Source organism: Amycolatopsis samaneae (assembly GCF_039541975.1).
Taxonomy (GTDB): Bacteria; Actinomycetota; Actinomycetes; order Mycobacteriales; family Pseudonocardiaceae; genus Amycolatopsis; species Amycolatopsis samaneae.
On record NZ_BAABHG010000001.1, the window covers coordinates 328,380 to 344,201 of the forward strand.

The window sequence follows — 15,822 nt, forward strand, 5'->3', positions numbered from 1 at the left end:
CGCACGAGTGTCACGAGTGTCCGGACGAACCCGGTTTGAGCAGGCCCCTGCCGAAGGCCTCGGCGACGGCCGCGGCGCGATCGCCGACGCCGAGCTTGCCGTAGATGTTCAGCAGATGGCTCTTGACCGTGGCCTCGCTGATGAACAGCTTCGCCGCCGCCTCCCGGTTCGTGGACCCGGCCGCCACCAGTTCCAGCACCTCGAGCTCGCGGCGGCTCAACGGTCCGGTTCCCGGCGCCCGGAACCGGCTCATCAGCCGGGCGGCCACCGGCGGGGAAAGCACCGCGTCGCCCTTGGCCGCCGAGCGGACGGCGCGCAGCAGCTCGTCCCGGGGCGCGTCCTTGAGCAGGTACCCGGTCGCGCCCGCCTCGATCGCGGGCAGCACGTGACTGTCGGTGTCGTAGGTGGTCAGCACCAGCACGCGCGCGGTACTGCCCCGTCTGGCCAGCTCGGTGATCGCGGCCAGCCCGTCCATGCCCGGCATCCGCAGGTCCATCAGGATCACGTCGGGGCGAAGCTCCCCGGCCAGCCGCACCGCCTCGGCGCCGTCGGCCGCCTCACCGGCCACCGCGAACCCCGGGTCCCGCGCGAACATGCTCGCGAGCCCGTCCCTGACCACGGGGTGGTCGTCGACGATCAGCAGCGTGATCGGGGTTTCGGGGCCGCTCACGCGCGGTCTCCCCCGGCTCCGCCGGGGACGGACGCCGAGATCGCCGTGCCCGTCCCGGGTTCCGATTCGATCCGCACGATGCCCGCCAGCCCTTCGATCCGCTGCCGCATCGCGACCAGGCCGAACCCGCCGTCCGCCCGGACACCCTCGGGCGGCCGCGCGAAACCCCGGCCGTCGTCCCGGACGTCCAGCGCGACCTCATGGTCCAAATAGGACAAGGTGACTCCCACTCTGCTCGCCCCGGCGTGCTTGGCGACGTTGGCGAGCGCCTCCTGCGCGGTCCGCAGCAGCGCGACCTCCACCTCCGGCCGCATCGGCCGCGCCCGCCCGGTGGTGGTGACCTGGACCGGGATCGCGTGCAGCGCGGACCAGCGCTCGGCGACACCGGCCAGCGCCTCGCCCAGCACGGCCTCCTGCAGGGGCGCCGGGCGCAGCTCGTGCACCGAACGCCGGGCCTCCGCCAGGCTTTCCCGCGCCAGGCCCGTCGCGGCGCCGAGGTGCCGGCGCCAGCCGTCCGGATCGTCGGCCGCGTACTCGGCCGCCTGGAGCTGGGTGATGATGCCGGTGAGTCCCTGCGCCAGGGTGTCGTGGATTTCGCGGGCCATCCGCTGCCGTTCGCCGACCACGCCCGCCTCCCGCGCCTGGGCCAGCAACCGCTGCTGCAGCCCCGCGTTTTCCGCCAGCGACGCTTCGAGCCTGCGGTTGGCCTCGCCCAGTTCCGCGAGCGCGCGCCTGCGTTCCTCGTTCTGGAGCGCGGCCCGCCAGGCGAACCAGCCGAACAGGCACATCGGGACCACGTTCACGGCCACGACACCGGCGTAGACCAGCCAGCCCGCGACCGTGTCCTTGGCCACGCCGTAGGCCTGCGCCGTCCCCGCCACGACCGCCACCGCCGCGACCCCCGGCAGCTGCCCCGGCCAGGGCAGGAGCCGATAGGCGTAGACGTAGAGCGCCGGCGTGAAACACCCGAACCACGGGGAGCGGATCGCGAGGACCAGCATCAGCGCGGTCAGCACCCCGACGAACACCGCCATCACCGGCGGGCGGGCACGCCAGGCCGGGCGCAGGGTGAACACGCCCAGCATCCAGGCCGCGGACAGCGCGCACAGCACCAGATCGGTCAGCAGGCCACCGGGCTCCGGCCACCGGGCCACCACGGTGAATCCCACCAGGACCGCCAGCAGCGCGTACGGCATCACGGTGATGACCGGGCGCTTCAGGGGATCCCCCTGGCCCGGCAGCGGACTGGTCATCCCGCGCCCTCCTCCGTGACTTCGCGTCACCCAGGATCTCACGCGGCCGCGAACAGGGAGCGGAGATGCTTCCCGTTGACGATCACCACCATGCCGAGCAGCAGCAGCCCGCACACACCCTGTTCGATCCGCATCCAGACGGGGAACAGGCCGGGGATCACCACGAGCACCGCGATGGCGGTCACCATGACGGCCGAGACGACGCGCAGCCGGAGATAGCCCTTGCGCGAGCCCCGCGCCGCGGCGGTGGCGAAGGCCAGGGTCGCCAGGGCGCTGGCGACGACGATGGTGCCCCGCACCCAGACGGCGTCGGTCACCACGGCGGTGTCCCCGCGGAGCAGGAACGCCGCCACCAGGGTGAGCACGCTGAGGCCGAGGTAGCAGCGGGCGAAGAGTTTCAGCGCGCGGAACGCGGTCCGGCTTCGCGGGTGGTTCAGGTCTTCGGCGGACGGCGCGGCGATCCGCGTCCGGGCGGTCATGGCGATCGGTCTTCCCGTCGGCGTCGGTGATCGGACGCTCCCAGCCTCGCCGGGACGCCGTCCTCCCCGCATCGGCCGTCCTCCCGGATCCGCGGTGGAGAGCGCGGCTCAGCCGGTCGGCTGAGCCGCTCCACCGACCGGCTGAGCGGACCGTCCCGGCGGGCCCGTCCGGTTCCGGTGCCGCCGCACGGCGTCACGGTTCGCGCACACCCGCGTGCAGTAGCGCTGCGCGCCGCCCCGGGTGAAGTCGACGAACGCCGCCCGGCACTCGGCCAGCGCGCACCGGCCGAGCCGGTGCATGCCCTGTTCGGTGAGGTGCTGCGCGGCGGCGACCGCGACCACCGCCCGCAGCACCAGCGCGAGCCGCACCCCGTCGTCGCGGTAGTGCAGATGCCAGCCCGCGCAGTCGTCGTGGTTGGTGATGCGCGGGTAGGCGGCCGCCTTGGCGAGCAACGCGTTGAGCAGGTCGACCCGCTCCTGCACGGTCTCCGCGTCGACGATCCGCGCCCAGCAGTCCGCCAGTGCCCGCACCTCGGCCAGGTCCCGCGGCCCGGCCGGGATGTCCGGGCTGAGGTAGGCCCGCGCGCTGCGCCGCCGGAGATCCGCGAGGTCGGCGAGCGGGACGTTGGTGATGTCGGTCACCAGTCGCAGGATCTCGGTGTAGTAATGGTTCTCACGCACAAGGCCATTACATCATCGTTCCGGTCATGCGATCCGCACTCGACCTCACCCCCGCCCCGCCGGCGCCCGCTTCGTGGCGCCCGCTGGTGGCCGCCTGCCTCGGCACCTTCCTGCTCCTGCTCTACGCGACGATCGTCACCGTCGCGCTGCCCCGTATCGGCGCCGAGCTCGGCGGCGGCTTCGGCGCCCGGCAGTGGATCGTGGACGTGTTCACCGTGGCGCTCGCGGGCCTGCTGCTCGGCATGGGCTCGCTGTCGGACAACCTCGGCCGCAAACGGGTCTACCTGCTCGGGCTGGTCATCTTCGGCCTGGCGACACTCGCCTGCGGGCTCGCCGGCTCGGCCGCGGTGCTGATCGCCGCCCGCGCCGTGCAGGGCGTGGCGGGCGCCGCGATGTTCGCGACCATCCTGCCGCTGGTCGGCCTCACCTACACCGGTCGCGCGCGGGCGCGGGCGTTCGCGGTGTGGGGCACGGTGGCCGGTGCCGGAGGGGCGGTCGGCACCGCGGCGGGCGGTGTCCTCGCCGAGCTCCTCGGCTGGCGCTGGATCTTCTTCGCGTCGCTGCCGATCTGGGTCCTCTCCCTCGCGCTCGCCGTCACCTCGCTGCGCGAGAGCGACCGCACCGGCAAGCGCATCGACTTCCCCGGTATCGCCACCTTCACCGTCGCCGTGTCGGCGCTGACCTTCGCGGTGATCAACGGCGGGGACCGCGGCTGGGCCGCGCCGGGCACCGTGCTCGGCGCGGCGATCGCCGTGGTCGCGCTGGTGGCGTTCGTGCTCGCCGAGCGCGCCCATCCGGCGCCGATGGTCCCGGCGAAACTGTTCGGCACCCCCGCCTTCGTCGGTGTGCTGGTCGTCGCCTTCGCCTACTATTTCGCCGCTTTCGGCGCGCTGCCGGTGCTTTCCCTGTGGTTACAGGACACCACGGGCCTGAGCCCGGCGGGCACCTCGCTGGCACTGACCGTCCAGGTGGTGGTCTTCTTCCTGACCTCGGCGCTGATCAGCGACCGGCTGCACCGCCTGCCGCCCGGCCGGGTGCTCGGCGGCGCGACCGTCCTCATCGGACTCGGCTGCGCCACCGGCCTCGCCGCGCTGGCCGCGCCGAACTGGGTCGCGCTGCTGCCCGCGCTGGTGCTCACCGGCCTCGGCGCCGGGATGGTGTCCCCGGTGTTCCCCGCGGTGGCCATCGCCGCCGTGCCCGCCTCCTACGGCGGCACCGCGGGCGCGGCGGCGAACAGCTCTCGTCAGCTCGGGCTCGCGCTGGGCATCGCGCTGTGCGGCACGCTCTACAGTGGACACAGCGGGAGCCCGACCGGCGCGATCGTCCTCGTGCTGCTGTTCTGCGCCGGGGTCGCGCTCGTGGGCGGTGTGCTGACCGCGTGGCTCCTCCGCCCCCGCACGCGAGACCTCCTTCCAGTCACACGAGATGTCCGTCCGCGCACGTGAGGCCGCCGGGCACGATGCGACGATCTCACGTGCTCAGGGGAGCATCTCGCGTGATCAGACGGCGATCTCGCGTGTCCACATCGGACACCGCGGTCACCGGGACGTCGAAGGCGAGCGCGAGCCGGTCGTCGGTGGTGTAGGGCCGCCAGCCGAGCTCCCCGCCCGGGTCGGGGTCACCGGTGGCCGCGAAGGAAAGCCACGCGTTCTGGGTCCGCTCGACGAGGTATCGGTGCTCCTCGCCGGTTCCGCCGAGCAACGGCGAGCCGCGCCACGCGTCGAGGGTGCCGAACAGGAACGGGAGTTCGGCGCAGTGGGCGGCGCCGAACCGCCCGTCCGGGCCGTCACCGGGACGCCGCCACCAGTAAACGTGGGCGGGGGCACCGGTGCGTGCGCGGTGTTCGGCCAGGTCGAAGCTCCCGGCCACGAACCGGTCCGTGATCACCTGGCCGAGTACCCGCGCCGGCGGGTCCGCCGGGCGGGCGGCCGCCAGCCGCGCGTACTCCCCGGCCAGGTCGCCGGTGAGCCGGGGCGCTTCCCCCGCCGTCCAGAGCGACTGCGCCTCCGGGAAGAACAGGCCTTCCGCCGCCGTGCACCCGATCATCAGGTCGATCCCGTCGAAACTGCCCGCCAGCGCGGCCCGCCCTGGCGCGGTGGTGAGGACGGCGCCGTCGACGACCGGCACGAACGCGCGGTCCGCGTAGCTGGGCGCGGGCCAGTGCCGGGACGTCTCCAGTTGCGCCGCCAGTACCTGCTCGGTGGTCAGCGACCGCAGGGCCTCGACGTCCTCGCCGACACCGGCGCTCGCACAGAAGATCCTGGTGGCCTCGGCGGCCAGGGCGAGGTCGTGACCGTCCATTTCGAACGGTGCGCTCTGCAGCACCGCGCGGGCGAACAGGGACCGCGCGCGGGGCATGGTCGCCAACGCCAGGATCGAGCACCCGCCCGCGGACTGCCCCGCCACGGTCACCCGGTCCGGGTCACCGCCGAACGCCGCGATGTTGTCGCGCACCCACTCCAGCGCCGCGACCTGGTCCAGCAGGCCGAAGTTCGCGGCGGGCTCCGCGCCCGGCACGTGGAGATAGCCGAGCGCGCCCAGCCGGTAGTTGAGGGTCACCACCACGACGTCGCCGCGGCGCGCGAGCTCCAGACCCGAGTAACACGCCGCCGAACCGGCGCCGGTGGCGAACCCGCCGCCGTGCAGCCAGACGAGCACGGGCAGCCGGTCCCCCGCGTCCGCGGCGGGGGTCCACACGTTGACGGTCAGGCAGTCCTCGGACGTCCCCGGCAGCGCCGCCGGTACCACGCCACCGGGCGCGCCCTCGGCCGGCTGGATCGGCGCGGGCCCGGCGTGCCCGGCCGGGCGGACCCCGTCCCAGCACGCGGGAGGTTCCGGCGCGGCGAACCGCGACCGGCCCACGGGTGGTGCGGCGTAAGGGATACCGAGGTACGCCGCCACCCGGCCGTCGCGGTACCCGCGCACCGCACCGGCTTCGACACTGACCACCGGGTTCTCGCCCATGCCGCCTCCCAGACGCTCGCTCGTTCCGCCATCCACACAACTCCTGGGAAGACTTGTTCGCGCCCAGTCGCGGCTTTCGATGCGGAAAAGACGACATCTCGATTTGCTCGATGACGGAATCAAGACAACACGGCGTTAGACTGCGGTCATGACCGGGGACCGGCACACCCTCGACGACGTCGACCGCAGGCTGGTCGCCGCGCTCCAGCTCGACGGACGCGCGAGCTGGGGCCGGATCGCGGCGGCCATCGGCGTCTCGGAACGCACCGTCGTCCGCCGGGCGGGACCGCTGCTGGGAACGCGGGTGGTGCGGGTGACCGCGGTCCGCAACCCGATGTGCCTGCCCGGCGTCATCCCGCTGGTGCTGCGGCTGCGCTGCAAGCCGGGACGGACCCCGTTGGTCGCGGACGCGGTCGCCGCGCTGGCGAACACGATCGAGGTGCTCTACCTCGACGGCGGCGACGAGGTCTACGCGGTCGTGTTCGTCCCCGGCCCGCATCGGCAACGTTCCTTGCTGCTCAAGGATCTTCCCGCGATGAGCTCGGTCACCTCGTGGCGGACGCACCGGCTGCTGAAGATCTTCCCCGAGTCGCTCGGCTGGCGAGCCCCGCTGCTCGACGAGGAGCAGACCGGCGCACTCGCCCCCGCCGTCGTGTTCCGCCCGGCGGAGCCGCCACCCGACCAGGACGACACGGACCTGCGGCTGATCGAACTCCTCATCGCCGACGGCCGGGCCCCGTACTCGGATCTGGCCCGCGCCACCGGGATCTCCGAATCCACCGCCCGGCGCAAGGTGGCGCGCCTGCTGACCGGCGGGGTGCTCCGGCTGGCCACCGAGGTGGACGCCGAACTGCTCGGCTACCGGATGGAGGCCGTGCTGTGGCTGTCGGTCCGGCCCGCCGGGCTCACCCATGTGGGCGAGTTGCTCGCCGCCCACCCGGCGACCCGGCTGGTCGCGGTGACCAGCGGCAGCGCGAACGTCGTGGCGACGCTGATCACGCGCGACGTCGACGAGCTGTACCGGGTACTCACCGGCACGCTCGGCGAACTGCCCGACGTCAGCCAGTTCGAGCTCACCCCGGTACTGCGCGCGGTCAAGCGCGCGGGGACGGTGCTCGGCTGACGCGAGCCAGACCGGGAGGCGGCTCGAAACCGTGCTCGCTCCGGTGCCAAACGTAGCCAAGGTGACATATCCGGGGCGGCTCAGCTGATCGGAGGATGGGCGGCGGCCCAGGCGGTGTAGCCGCCCGCGAGATCGGTGATGTCGGCGAATCCCCTGGCCCGCAACAGGGACGCGGCGGCCGAGGAGCGATACCCGCCCGCGCAGTAGACCACCGTGGGCCGGGCCGGATCGAGCTCGCCGATCCGGTCGAGCAGTTCCGGCAGCGGGAGGAACACCGCGCCCGGCACGGCACCACCCGCCCGCACCTCCCCCGGCCCCCGGACGTCGACGACCTGCCGCTCGCTGTGGACCGCGGCCAGTTCCTCCGCCGTCAGCCGCACCGAGACCTGCCCCGCCGCGAGCGCCGGGTCGACGCAGCCGAGGACGCGATCGAAACCTATGCGCGCCAAGCGGTTTCGCGCTTCGGTCGCCTTGTCGGGCGCGCAGACGAGGAGCAGCGTGGTGTCCGGGAGGAGCACCTGTCCCGCGGTCTCGGCGAAGCGGCCCGCGAGGCCGACGTTGACCGAGCCCGGCAGGTGCGAGCGCGCGAACTCCGCCGCGTCGCGCGTGTCGAGCACGGCCACGTCCTGGTCCACCTCCATCGGCAGCAGGTAGGGCACCGGGGCGTCCTCGGCCAGGACGGGACGCCGCTCGCGGTTGCGGACGGAGGTGAAGGCGAAGTAGGCGGGCGCGGACGGCTGGCCTTCGCAGACTGTCCGGACGAACTCCTCCTCCGGCATCGGGGCGAGCGCGTAGTTGGTCCGCCGCTGTTCCCCGATCGTGCTGCTCGTTTCGGTGGACAGGTTCTTCCCGCACGCCGACCCCGCGCCGTGGGCAGGGAACACCCGGGTGTCGTCGGGCAGGACGAGCAGCTTCCGCAGCGAACGGTACAGCGCGCGGGCCAGCGCGTCGGGCGGCCAGCCCTCGGCGCCCAGCAGGTCGGGGCGGCCGACGTCGCCGACGAACAGGGTGTCGCCGGTCAGCACGCCGTAGGGCACGGCCTCCCCGTCCCACACGACCACGCTGATGGACTCCGGTGTGTGCCCCGGGGTGTGCAGGATCTGTAGTTCGACGTCGCCGAGCGAGAGTACCTGTCCGTCGGCGAGGTGCTCGACCGGGAAGTCGACGCGCGCGGCGGTGCCGTAGCTGATCCTGGCCCCGGTCGCGGCGGCCAGTTCCAGGTGCCCGGACAGGAAGTCCGCGTGCACGTGGGTTTCGACGACCCGCTCGATCCGCAGGCCGTTGGCCGCGGCGTCGGCGAGGTAGGAGGCGACGTCCCGCCGGGGATCCACCACCACCGCGCGGCCGGTACCGCGGTCGCCGACGAGGTAGGAAGCCTGCGACAGACAGTCCACATAGTACTGGACGAAGACGAGCTTTCCGTTGGGGGACAAGGGGTTCTCCCGGTCAGAATCGGCCGCGCAGCATGAGGTTCCAGTACAGGAACGGCAGCCCGCGGCGTTTGAGGTACCACATGTCGGTCCGTTCCCGCGTGGTGTCGAGGAACGGGATGCTCGGCGCCGGGCGCATCGTGTAGTCGAACTCCGCCAGCAGCGTCTTCCCCCGCGCGGTCGTCAGCGGGCACGACGCGTATCCCCCGTACCGCGCCGGAGGCGGGGCACCCCGCTGCGCGGCGAGCAGGTTCGCCACCACGACCGGGGCCTGTTTGCGCACCGCCGCGCCGGTCTTGGAATTGGGCGAGGAACCGGCGTCCCCGAGCGCGAACACGTCCGGGTACCGGACGTGCCGGAGGGTGTGCTTGTCGATTTCGGCGTAGCCGCCCGGGTCGTCCTGGCCCGCCAGCCCGCTTTCCCCGATCCATTCCGGCGCGCGCTGCGGCGGCACGAGATGCGCCATGGTGTAGGGCAGCGCGAACGTCTCGCCGGTGGCGCGGCTGCGCACCGTCACCTCGCGAGCCCCCGGCCGGACCGCGGTCACCTCGCTCCCGAAGTGCACGGTGATCCCGTAGCGGCGGACCACGCCCGCGAGCACCTCGGCGTATTCGGGCACCCCGAACAACCCGGGTGTCGGCAGGACGAGGTGCACGTCGACCTTGCCGAGCACCCCTTCGCGGCGCCAGTGGTCCGCGGCGAGGTAGGCGATCTTCTGCGGCGCGCCCGCGCACTTGATCGGACCGGCGGGCATCGCGAACACCGCGGTACCCGACCGCGTGGTCCGGATGGCCCGCCACGTCGCGGGCGCGGACTCGTAGCTGTAGTTGCTACACACGCCGTCGACGCCGAGCGCGGACCGCAGCCCGGCGATCCCGTCCCAGTCCAGCCGGATCCCGGGGCACAGCACCAGTTGCTCGTAACCGAGCACGCTCCCGTCGTCGAGGGCGACTTCGCGGGCGTCCGGATCGGCCCGCACCGCGGACCGGCGGATCCACCGCACCCCGCGCGGCAGGACGGAAGCCTGCGGCCGGGCGCTTTCCCCGATCGGCGCGCACCCGGCGCCGGCGAGGGTCCACAGCGGCTGGTAGTAGTGCGTCTCGGTGGGATCGACCACGGCCACGTCGGTCTGCCCCGCCCGGCGGAGCCGCGCCGCGACGGTGATCCCCGCCGTACCACCCCCGATGATCACGACGCGGTGCCGTGTCCTCGTCACCAGGACCACCTCCCCGGTCGGAATGTCCGGGCAGGAACGTTAAGGTGCGTTCGTTCCGCGGCTCAACCAAATGTAGGGACATTTCGGCCCCGGGAGAAGCGATGCGCGAACCACTGTGGCGGCGGGTGCAGAACTCCGTACTCGAACGGCTGCGCGCCGGGGAGTTCGCCGAACGGTTCCCCGGCGAACTCGACCTCGTCGCCGAGTACGGGGTCAGCCGCACCACCGTGCGCCGCGCGCTCGACCAGCTGCGCGCCGACGGCGTGGTGAGCGCCGAACGCGGGAAACGCCCGCGCCTGCACCCCGCCCGCGACGTCGAACAGCCGCTCGGCAGCCTCTACAGCCTGCACACCGCGGTCCGCACGACCGAACGCACCCAGCGCAGCGTGGTCCGCAGGCTCGACGTGCACGCCGACGGGGTGATCGCCGATCACCTCGGGCTCGACGGCACCACGCCGCTGGTCCACCTCGAACGACTCCGCCTGGCCGGGGAGGAACCCCTTGCCCTGGACCGGGTCTGGCTCCCGGCCGAGCACGCGAGCTGCCTGCTGGAGGCCGACCTCACGCACACCGGCGTCTACGCCGTGCTGGCCCGGCGCGCGGGCCTGCGGCTGGACCGGGGCCGGGAAACGATCCGCGCCGTCGTCCTCACCCCGGCCGACTGCGCGACGCTCGGCTGCGCCCCCGGTTCGGCCGGCCTGTCGATCCACCGGCTCAGCCATTCCGGGGGCGTCCCGCTCGAATGGCGGCACACGCTCGTCCGCGGTGACCGGTTCACGCTGACCGCGACGTTCACCGGCACCACCGGGACCTGAGCGCCACGCCTATTCGTCGGCCGCGCCCTGCAGCTCCCACTCGCCCTTTCGCCGCAGTACCAGCAGATAGTAGAGCCCGAACACGACGGCGATCCCGAGCGTGACGAGCAGGCTGGGACGGCCGATCTCCGGGTCGAGGAAGTTCTGGTAGACGACGTAGCCGATGGCGACCAGCGCGAGGATCGGGGCGACCGGGAACCACGGCATGCGGTACGCGGCGTGCGCGGTGGACCCGTTGCGGCGCCCGGTCATCGTCGAAACGCACAGCGCGGCGTAGACGGCGATGATCGTCGTCGAGGTGACCACCAGCAGGAAGGTCTTGTCCGCGAAGCAGAACCCGGTGCCGATCGCCCCGGTGGCGAGGGTCGCGACCCACGGGCTGCCGAAGCGCGGGTGGATCCTCGCCAGTGCCCGGCTGATCGGCGACGGCCAGGCGGCGTCGCGGCCGGTGCTGAACACCATCCGGCCGGTCACCAGCACGATGGCGAGGACGGCGTTGAGGATCGCCAGCGCGACGGCGAGACTGATGACGTCGTTGACCACCGAGCCGGCGCGGGCGGTGATGAAGTAGTCCATCATGTTCTCCGCGCCGAACAGGCCGGGCAGCGACGGCGAGCCGAGCAGCACGGCGGTGATCGGGATCAGCTCGGCGGCGACGGTGATCCCCAGCGCCCAGAGGATCGTCTTCGCGATACCGCGGTGCGCGTCGTGGGTTTCCTCGCCGAGGTACACCGCCGCGCCGTACCCGTTGTAGGCGAACAGCGCGACGGCGCTGGCGGCGCCGATCAGCCCGACCGAGGCCGCGACCACCGTGCCGTTCCCGCCGGACACCACCGGATGCACGGTGAGCTCGGCCAGTGAGCGCTGCGGATGCCAGAAGCCGAGCACGCTCACCACGACCAGCGCGATCATCTCGATGGCGAGGAAGGTCCCGGTCACCCAGGCGTTGAGCTTGATGTCGAACACGGCCAGCACGGTGGCCACCACCGTGGTCACCGCGGCGACCGTCGGGGCGTGCAGCCCGGGGAAGAGCACCGAAAGATAGGTGCCGACGCCGAGCGCGATCACCGCGATGATCAGCAGCTGCGAGACCACGAACAGGCCGAGGACGACGAAACCCGGCAGCCGCCCGAAGGTTCTGGCCACGATCGCGTACTCGCCACCGCTGAGCGGGTACGCCGAACCGAGCTCGGCGTAGACGAAGGCCATGAACACCCCCACCACCGCGGCGATCACGAACGCCAGGAACGCGCCCGTGCCGGACTGGGCGACCACGCCGGGGGCGATGATGAACACCGACGAGGCCGGGGAGATCGCCGACAGGGTGATGAACAGGGTGCCGAGGAGCTTGAGCCCTCGTTGCAGCTGCGGGGCCATGGATGCCTCCTGAGCCGGGTTATTTGAGAGAGCATCAAAGAACTGTGACCGTGCCCACGTCAACCCCTTTGGAGGTAACGACTGGGTTTCGGAGGTGCGGTCTTGAGTTTTCTGACCATTGTGTAGAGAATCACCGACATGGCCAGACCCAGCAGGGCGCACGAAAAGCGCGCCGAACTCATCGACGCCGCCCGCGCGGCGGTGCTGCGACGCGGTGTCGTCGACCTCCGCCTGCGGGACGTCGCCGAGCAGGCGGACATGTCCACCGGCTCGGTGCTCTACTACTTCCCGGCACTGTCCGACCTGCTCCGCGAGGTGCAACGGGAAGCCGTCGAACGATTCTGCGTCGACCGGGAGGAGGCCGCCCGGCGCGAGCCCGATCCCCGGCGCAAACTGCTCGGGACGATCCGCGCCGGACTCCCCACCGGCCGCGACGACGAACTGTGCGTCCTGCTCTACGAACTCGGCGCGTTCGCGCGCCGCGACCCGGCCTACGCCGCCCAGCACATCCGCCTGGCCGAGCGGCAGGTCGCGCTGTACTCCACGATTCTCGAGGCGGGCGCGGCGACCGGGGTGTTCGCGCTGACCCGCGATCCGGCCACCGTGGCCCGCCAGCTCGTCATGCTCGAAGACGGACTCGGCCTGCACCTCACCCAAGCCGTTCCGACGCTCGACGCCGGGCAGGCCGAGAACCTGCTGCTGGCCTACGCGCACGACGCGACCGGCTGTGACCTGGAAGGTTTCCGCGCATGAGCGAAGCTTGCGAGCGAATGATCGACATCATGCGCCAAAAGGGATTCAGCACTATCTCGCGAAGCGAGGCGATCGCATGACCCGCCCCCGTGAACTCGGCCTCCCGCTGCCAGGGAAACCGGGCCAGCACAACGCGATCACCGACGTGCCCGGCGTGGAGGTCGGCTACCGGACGCTCGTAGCGGGCGACGCCGTCCGCACCGGCGTCACCGCGATCCTGCCGCGCGGCCGCGCGGCGGCCGACGTGCCGTGCGCGGCGGGCTGGTTTTCCCTCAACGGCAACGGGGAGATGACCGGCACGTCCTGGCTCAGCGAGACCGGGTCGCTCCGGCTGCCGGTGCTCATCACCAACACGCACGCCGTCGGACCGTGCCACCGCGGCGCGATCGACTGGGTGATCCGCGAGAAGCCGGCGCTCGCCGAGCAGTGGCTGCTGCCGGTGGTCGCGGAGACCTGGGACGGCTATCTCAACGACATCAACGGCCCGCACGTCCGGCCCGAGGACGCGATCGCGGCGATCGACGCCGCGCGATCCGGCCCGATCGCCGAGGGCTCGGTCGGCGGTGGCACCGGCATGAACTGCTACGGCTTCAAGGGCGGCAGCGGTTCCTCCTCCAGGGTGGTCGAATACGGGCCGGACAGCTACACGGTCGGTGTGTTCGTCCAGGCCAACTTCGGCTCCCGCCGGGAACTGACCGTGTGCGGTGTACCGGTGGGCGACGCGCTGGCGGAGGACAACCCCCTGGAGGACAGCGACTGGCGAACCCCGCCGGGCGCCGGTTCGGTGATCGTCGTCGTCGGCACCGACGCGCCGCTCCTGCCCCACCAGTGCACGTCACTCGCGCGCCGGGTCCCGCTCGGCCTCGCCCGCACCGGCACCACCGGGTCGCATTTCTCCGGCGACATCTTCCTGGCCTTCTCCACCGGGAATCCCGGGGCACTGACCAGCGGATTCCCGGACGGCGAGCCGGGCTACGAGCGGCTGGAGGTCATCCCGTGGAACCGGATGGACGCCTTCTTCGAGGCCGTCGTCCACGCGGTCGAGGAGGCGGTGCTCAACGCGTTGTTCGCCGCCGGCACGATGGTCGGCCGCGCCGGGCACCGCTCCCCCGCCCTGCCGGTGTCCCGGCTGCTCGGCCTCGTCACCTGAGCGGGCTCAGCTCCATTTCTGGTTGGTGGCGGCCGAACACGGCTCGGTGCGCAGTTTCCCACCGCCGATATCGGCGAGGCACAGCCCGGTGGACTGGTTCCGGAACTGGATGAGCTTGCCGGTGCGCAGGACCTTCCAGTTCTGGAACACCGCATTCGCGTTCCCGTCCGGCCAGCACGGTTTCACGGCGCGGATCCCGAATTTCTTGCTGTCGTCCAGACAGCGACCGGTGGCCAGATTCCTCAGCTGGACGTAGCCGTTCCGGGGATGCGCGTTCCACCTCTGGTAGTCGTACTTGTTGCACCCGAAAGTGCGCAGGCCGGACTTGGCGCTGTCGTCGAGACAACCGCCGGTCGCGAGGTTCCGGAACGTGTTGACCACGTCGGCGCTGCCCGCTTCGACCCGCCCCGGCGTGGTCGGGGCGGGCAGCTCACCGGCACTCGCCGACGACGCCAGGACGGTCACGAGCAGTGCGACCACCGGCAGGACCGGCAGCGCGCGAATGAATTTCATCATTTCTCCCTGAGGTTCCCCTGCCTTGAATACCGAACGCATCGGCCAGTGTCCTCGCCGATCACCGGACGGGAACAGCCCCCATTGGAGGGATGATCTTGGCTGTTTCTTCCCGTTTATCGCACCATTCACCGGTGTAGGTGAGACAATCGAACGCACCGTAGGCGAATCGCCTCGTCGAATACTCCGTTCCCGTTCGATGCCGAAAGTCACGAATTACACCGCGCGGTTTTCCCGGCAGCGGCCGAGGCGCCGACGGCCGCACTGAAGGACGCCTTCAGTGCATTGAGCGCACCGAAGGCGTCCTTCAGCACCTCGGCCATCCGGGCGACACCGGCCACGCAGTACTACGAGATGCCGATGATACGGAACTCATACTAGTTGCGGTACGCTGGCCGCATGACGAAAGCACGGACCTATCGCCGGATGGTCAACTCCCTGAACAAGGTCGTGATCGGCCTGCAGCGCGTCGGCATCGCCTTCGGGCCGATGCACCTGCTCACCGTCGCCGGCCGGCGCAGCGGGCAGCCGCGCACGTTCCCGATCGCGGTCCTCTCGCTGACCGGTGGCCGCTACCTCATGCAGGCGTACCCGAAGGCCGCCTGGGTGGTGAACGCCCGCGCCGCGGACACCGTGACCCTCACCCGCGGCCGGCGCTCCTCGACCGCGCGGCTGGTGGAGGTGCCGGTCGAGCAGCGCCGGGCACTGCTGCGCGAAGTCGTCGAAACCAGCCCGGCGAGTGTCGCCGAACGGCTCGTGACCACCGGGCTGGCCGACGCGCCCGCGCCGGACGCGGTCGCCGCGGCGGCCGAGCGCATCGCGGTCTTCCGCGTCGAAGCGGCCTGAAACCACGGCGCCACGCCGTCCCGTGTTGCACCCGGTACGCCGCGCCGTCCACACTGGACGCCATGACCGGCGGCCGCCTCACCGCGGGCACCCTGCGGCTGGCCGCGGTGCTCGCGGTCGCGGGCGGCTTCCTCGACGCGTTCACCTTCGTCGCGCACGACGGCGTGTTCGCCAACGCGCAGACCGGCAACGTGGTGCTGCTCGGTGTGTTCGCGGCACGGGGCGAGTGGGGCGAGGCGCTGGGCCACGTGCCGCCGCTGCTGGCGTTCGTGGCGGGCGTCGCGGTGGCCGAGACGGTCACCCACCCGCGGGTCGCGCCGTGGCTGCGCCGTCCGCTGCGAGTCGCGCTGTGCGCCGAGATCGCCGTCCTCGCGGTGATCGGATTCCTGCCGGACTCCTTCAGCAGCACCGCGATCGTGCTCACCGTGTCCTTCGTGGCCGCGCTCCAGAACTCCACGTTCGGCAAGCTCGGCGACTGGGCCGTCAACACCACGATGACCACCGGGAACCTCCGCACCGCGACCAGGGCCGCGTACCGCGCGGTGTTCCGGG

Annotated in this window: 16 protein-coding genes; 7 read left to right on the plus strand and 9 right to left on the minus strand. The window is 72.0% G+C overall.

The window, feature by feature from the left end; genetic code table 11:
- Positions 1–10 precede the first annotated feature (10 nt).
- The 4 genes from ABD987_RS01480 to ABD987_RS01495 all read right to left on the minus strand — a co-directional run bounded on the left by ABD987_RS01480 (position 11) and on the right by ABD987_RS01495 (position 3,083).
- On the minus strand, positions 11–670 hold the full coding sequence (locus ABD987_RS01480; RefSeq protein WP_345385962.1) for a response regulator: 660 nt from the start codon (positions 668–670) through the stop codon (positions 11–13).
- A complete protein-coding gene (locus ABD987_RS01485; protein ID WP_345385964.1) occupies positions 667–1,923 on the minus strand; it encodes a sensor histidine kinase in 1,257 nt (418 codons plus the stop codon). Before ABD987_RS01485 ends, ABD987_RS01480 begins: the two co-directional genes overlap by 4 nt.
- A 38-nt stretch (positions 1,924–1,961) precedes the next feature.
- Positions 1,962–2,402, minus strand: coding sequence for a hypothetical protein (locus ABD987_RS01490; protein ID WP_345385966.1), 441 nt, complete (start codon positions 2,400–2,402; stop codon positions 1,962–1,964).
- A gap of 108 nt (positions 2,403–2,510) precedes the next feature.
- On the minus strand, positions 2,511–3,083 hold the full coding sequence (locus tag ABD987_RS01495) for a CGNR zinc finger domain-containing protein (protein ID WP_345385968.1): 573 nt from the start codon (positions 3,081–3,083) through the stop codon (positions 2,511–2,513).
- A 26-nt stretch (positions 3,084–3,109) separates the two neighbouring features.
- Here ABD987_RS01495 and ABD987_RS01500 point away from each other — a divergent pair, with 26 nt between their 5' ends.
- Positions 3,110–4,528 (plus strand): MFS transporter, encoded by a 1,419-nt coding sequence (locus tag ABD987_RS01500; RefSeq protein WP_345385970.1) that lies wholly within the window; start codon positions 3,110–3,112, stop codon positions 4,526–4,528.
- A gap of 25 nt (positions 4,529–4,553) precedes the next feature.
- On the opposite strand, the gene ABD987_RS01505 is transcribed toward ABD987_RS01500, so the two are convergent.
- On the minus strand, positions 4,554–6,047 hold the full coding sequence (locus ABD987_RS01505) for a carboxylesterase/lipase family protein (RefSeq protein WP_345385972.1): 1,494 nt from the start codon (positions 6,045–6,047) through the stop codon (positions 4,554–4,556).
- Positions 6,048–6,195: 148 nt separating this feature from the next.
- Between ABD987_RS01505 and ABD987_RS01510 the strand changes: the two genes are divergently transcribed.
- Positions 6,196–7,170 carry an Lrp/AsnC family transcriptional regulator gene (locus tag ABD987_RS01510; RefSeq protein WP_345385974.1) on the plus strand — a complete coding sequence of 325 codons (975 nt, stop codon included), beginning with the start codon at positions 6,196–6,198 and terminating at the stop codon, positions 7,168–7,170.
- 80 nt (positions 7,171–7,250) lie between these two features.
- Here ABD987_RS01510 and ABD987_RS01515 read toward each other — a convergent pair whose 3' ends face one another.
- Together ABD987_RS01515 and ABD987_RS01520 are read right to left on the minus strand one after the other, a co-directional pair.
- Complete coding sequence (locus ABD987_RS01515; protein ID WP_345385976.1) at positions 7,251–8,603, minus strand: MBL fold metallo-hydrolase; 1,353 nt, start codon at positions 8,601–8,603, stop codon at positions 7,251–7,253.
- A 13-nt stretch (positions 8,604–8,616) separates the two neighbouring features.
- Positions 8,617–9,816: an NAD(P)/FAD-dependent oxidoreductase gene (locus tag ABD987_RS01520; RefSeq protein WP_345385978.1), complete on the minus strand. Its 1,200-nt coding sequence runs from the start codon at positions 9,814–9,816 to the stop codon at positions 8,617–8,619.
- Positions 9,817–9,917: 101 nt separating this feature from the next.
- Between ABD987_RS01520 and ABD987_RS01525 the strand changes: the two genes are divergently transcribed.
- The gene (locus ABD987_RS01525) at positions 9,918–10,631 is read left to right on the plus strand and encodes a GntR family transcriptional regulator (protein WP_345385980.1); all 714 of its coding nucleotides are present in this window, start codon (positions 9,918–9,920) and stop codon (positions 10,629–10,631) included.
- Positions 10,632–10,640: 9 nt separating this feature from the next.
- Here ABD987_RS01525 and ABD987_RS01530 read toward each other — a convergent pair whose 3' ends face one another.
- On the minus strand, positions 10,641–12,008 hold the full coding sequence (locus ABD987_RS01530) for an APC family permease (protein WP_345385982.1): 1,368 nt from the start codon (positions 12,006–12,008) through the stop codon (positions 10,641–10,643).
- A 138-nt stretch (positions 12,009–12,146) separates the two neighbouring features.
- Here ABD987_RS01530 and ABD987_RS01535 point away from each other — a divergent pair, with 138 nt between their 5' ends.
- Together ABD987_RS01535 and ABD987_RS01540 are read left to right on the plus strand one after the other, a co-directional pair.
- A complete protein-coding gene (locus ABD987_RS01535) occupies positions 12,147–12,761 on the plus strand; it encodes a TetR/AcrR family transcriptional regulator (RefSeq protein WP_345385984.1) in 615 nt (204 codons plus the stop codon).
- A 76-nt stretch (positions 12,762–12,837) separates the two neighbouring features.
- The gene (locus ABD987_RS01540) at positions 12,838–13,911 is read left to right on the plus strand and encodes a DmpA family aminopeptidase (RefSeq protein ID WP_345385986.1); all 1,074 of its coding nucleotides are present in this window, start codon (positions 12,838–12,840) and stop codon (positions 13,909–13,911) included.
- A 6-nt stretch (positions 13,912–13,917) separates the two neighbouring features.
- On the opposite strand, the gene ABD987_RS01545 is transcribed toward ABD987_RS01540, so the two are convergent.
- Complete coding sequence (locus tag ABD987_RS01545; protein WP_345385988.1) at positions 13,918–14,424, minus strand: RICIN domain-containing protein; 507 nt, start codon at positions 14,422–14,424, stop codon at positions 13,918–13,920.
- 399 nt (positions 14,425–14,823) lie between these two features.
- Between ABD987_RS01545 and ABD987_RS01550 the strand changes: the two genes are divergently transcribed.
- Both ABD987_RS01550 and ABD987_RS01555 read left to right on the plus strand, forming a co-directional pair.
- A complete protein-coding gene (locus ABD987_RS01550) occupies positions 14,824–15,270 on the plus strand; it encodes a nitroreductase family deazaflavin-dependent oxidoreductase (protein ID WP_345385991.1) in 447 nt (148 codons plus the stop codon).
- Positions 15,271–15,332: 62 nt separating this feature from the next.
- On the plus strand, positions 15,333–15,822 hold a 490-nt coding region (locus ABD987_RS01555; protein WP_345385993.1), incomplete at its 3' end, for a YoaK family protein.

What these genes read in the sequence shown, in the direction of transcription:
- ABD987_RS01505 (WP_345385972.1), bottom strand. Translation starts at nt 6,047, where the DNA reads ATGGGCGAGAACCCGGTGGTCAGTGTCGAAGCCGGTGCGGTGCGCGGG.
- ABD987_RS01545 (WP_345385988.1), bottom strand. Translation starts at nt 14,424, where the DNA reads ATGAAATTCATTCGCGCGCTGCCGGTCCTGCCGGTGGTCGCACTGCTC.
- ABD987_RS01525 (WP_345385980.1), top strand. Translation starts at nt 9,918, where the DNA reads ATGCGCGAACCACTGTGGCGGCGGGTGCAGAACTCCGTACTCGAACGG.
- ABD987_RS01510 (WP_345385974.1), top strand. Translation starts at nt 6,196, where the DNA reads ATGACCGGGGACCGGCACACCCTCGACGACGTCGACCGCAGGCTGGTC.
- ABD987_RS01485 (WP_345385964.1), bottom strand. Translation starts at nt 1,923, where the DNA reads ATGACCAGTCCGCTGCCGGGCCAGGGGGATCCCCTGAAGCGCCCGGTC.
- ABD987_RS01530 (WP_345385982.1), bottom strand. Translation starts at nt 12,008, where the DNA reads ATGGCCCCGCAGCTGCAACGAGGGCTCAAGCTCCTCGGCACCCTGTTC.
- ABD987_RS01490 (WP_345385966.1), bottom strand. Translation starts at nt 2,402, where the DNA reads ATGACCGCCCGGACGCGGATCGCCGCGCCGTCCGCCGAAGACCTGAAC.
- ABD987_RS01535 (WP_345385984.1), top strand. Translation starts at nt 12,147, where the DNA reads ATGGCCAGACCCAGCAGGGCGCACGAAAAGCGCGCCGAACTCATCGAC.
- ABD987_RS01550 (WP_345385991.1), top strand. Translation starts at nt 14,824, where the DNA reads ATGACGAAAGCACGGACCTATCGCCGGATGGTCAACTCCCTGAACAAG.
- ABD987_RS01500 (WP_345385970.1), top strand. Translation starts at nt 3,110, where the DNA reads ATGCGATCCGCACTCGACCTCACCCCCGCCCCGCCGGCGCCCGCTTCG.
- ABD987_RS01540 (WP_345385986.1), top strand. Translation starts at nt 12,838, where the DNA reads ATGACCCGCCCCCGTGAACTCGGCCTCCCGCTGCCAGGGAAACCGGGC.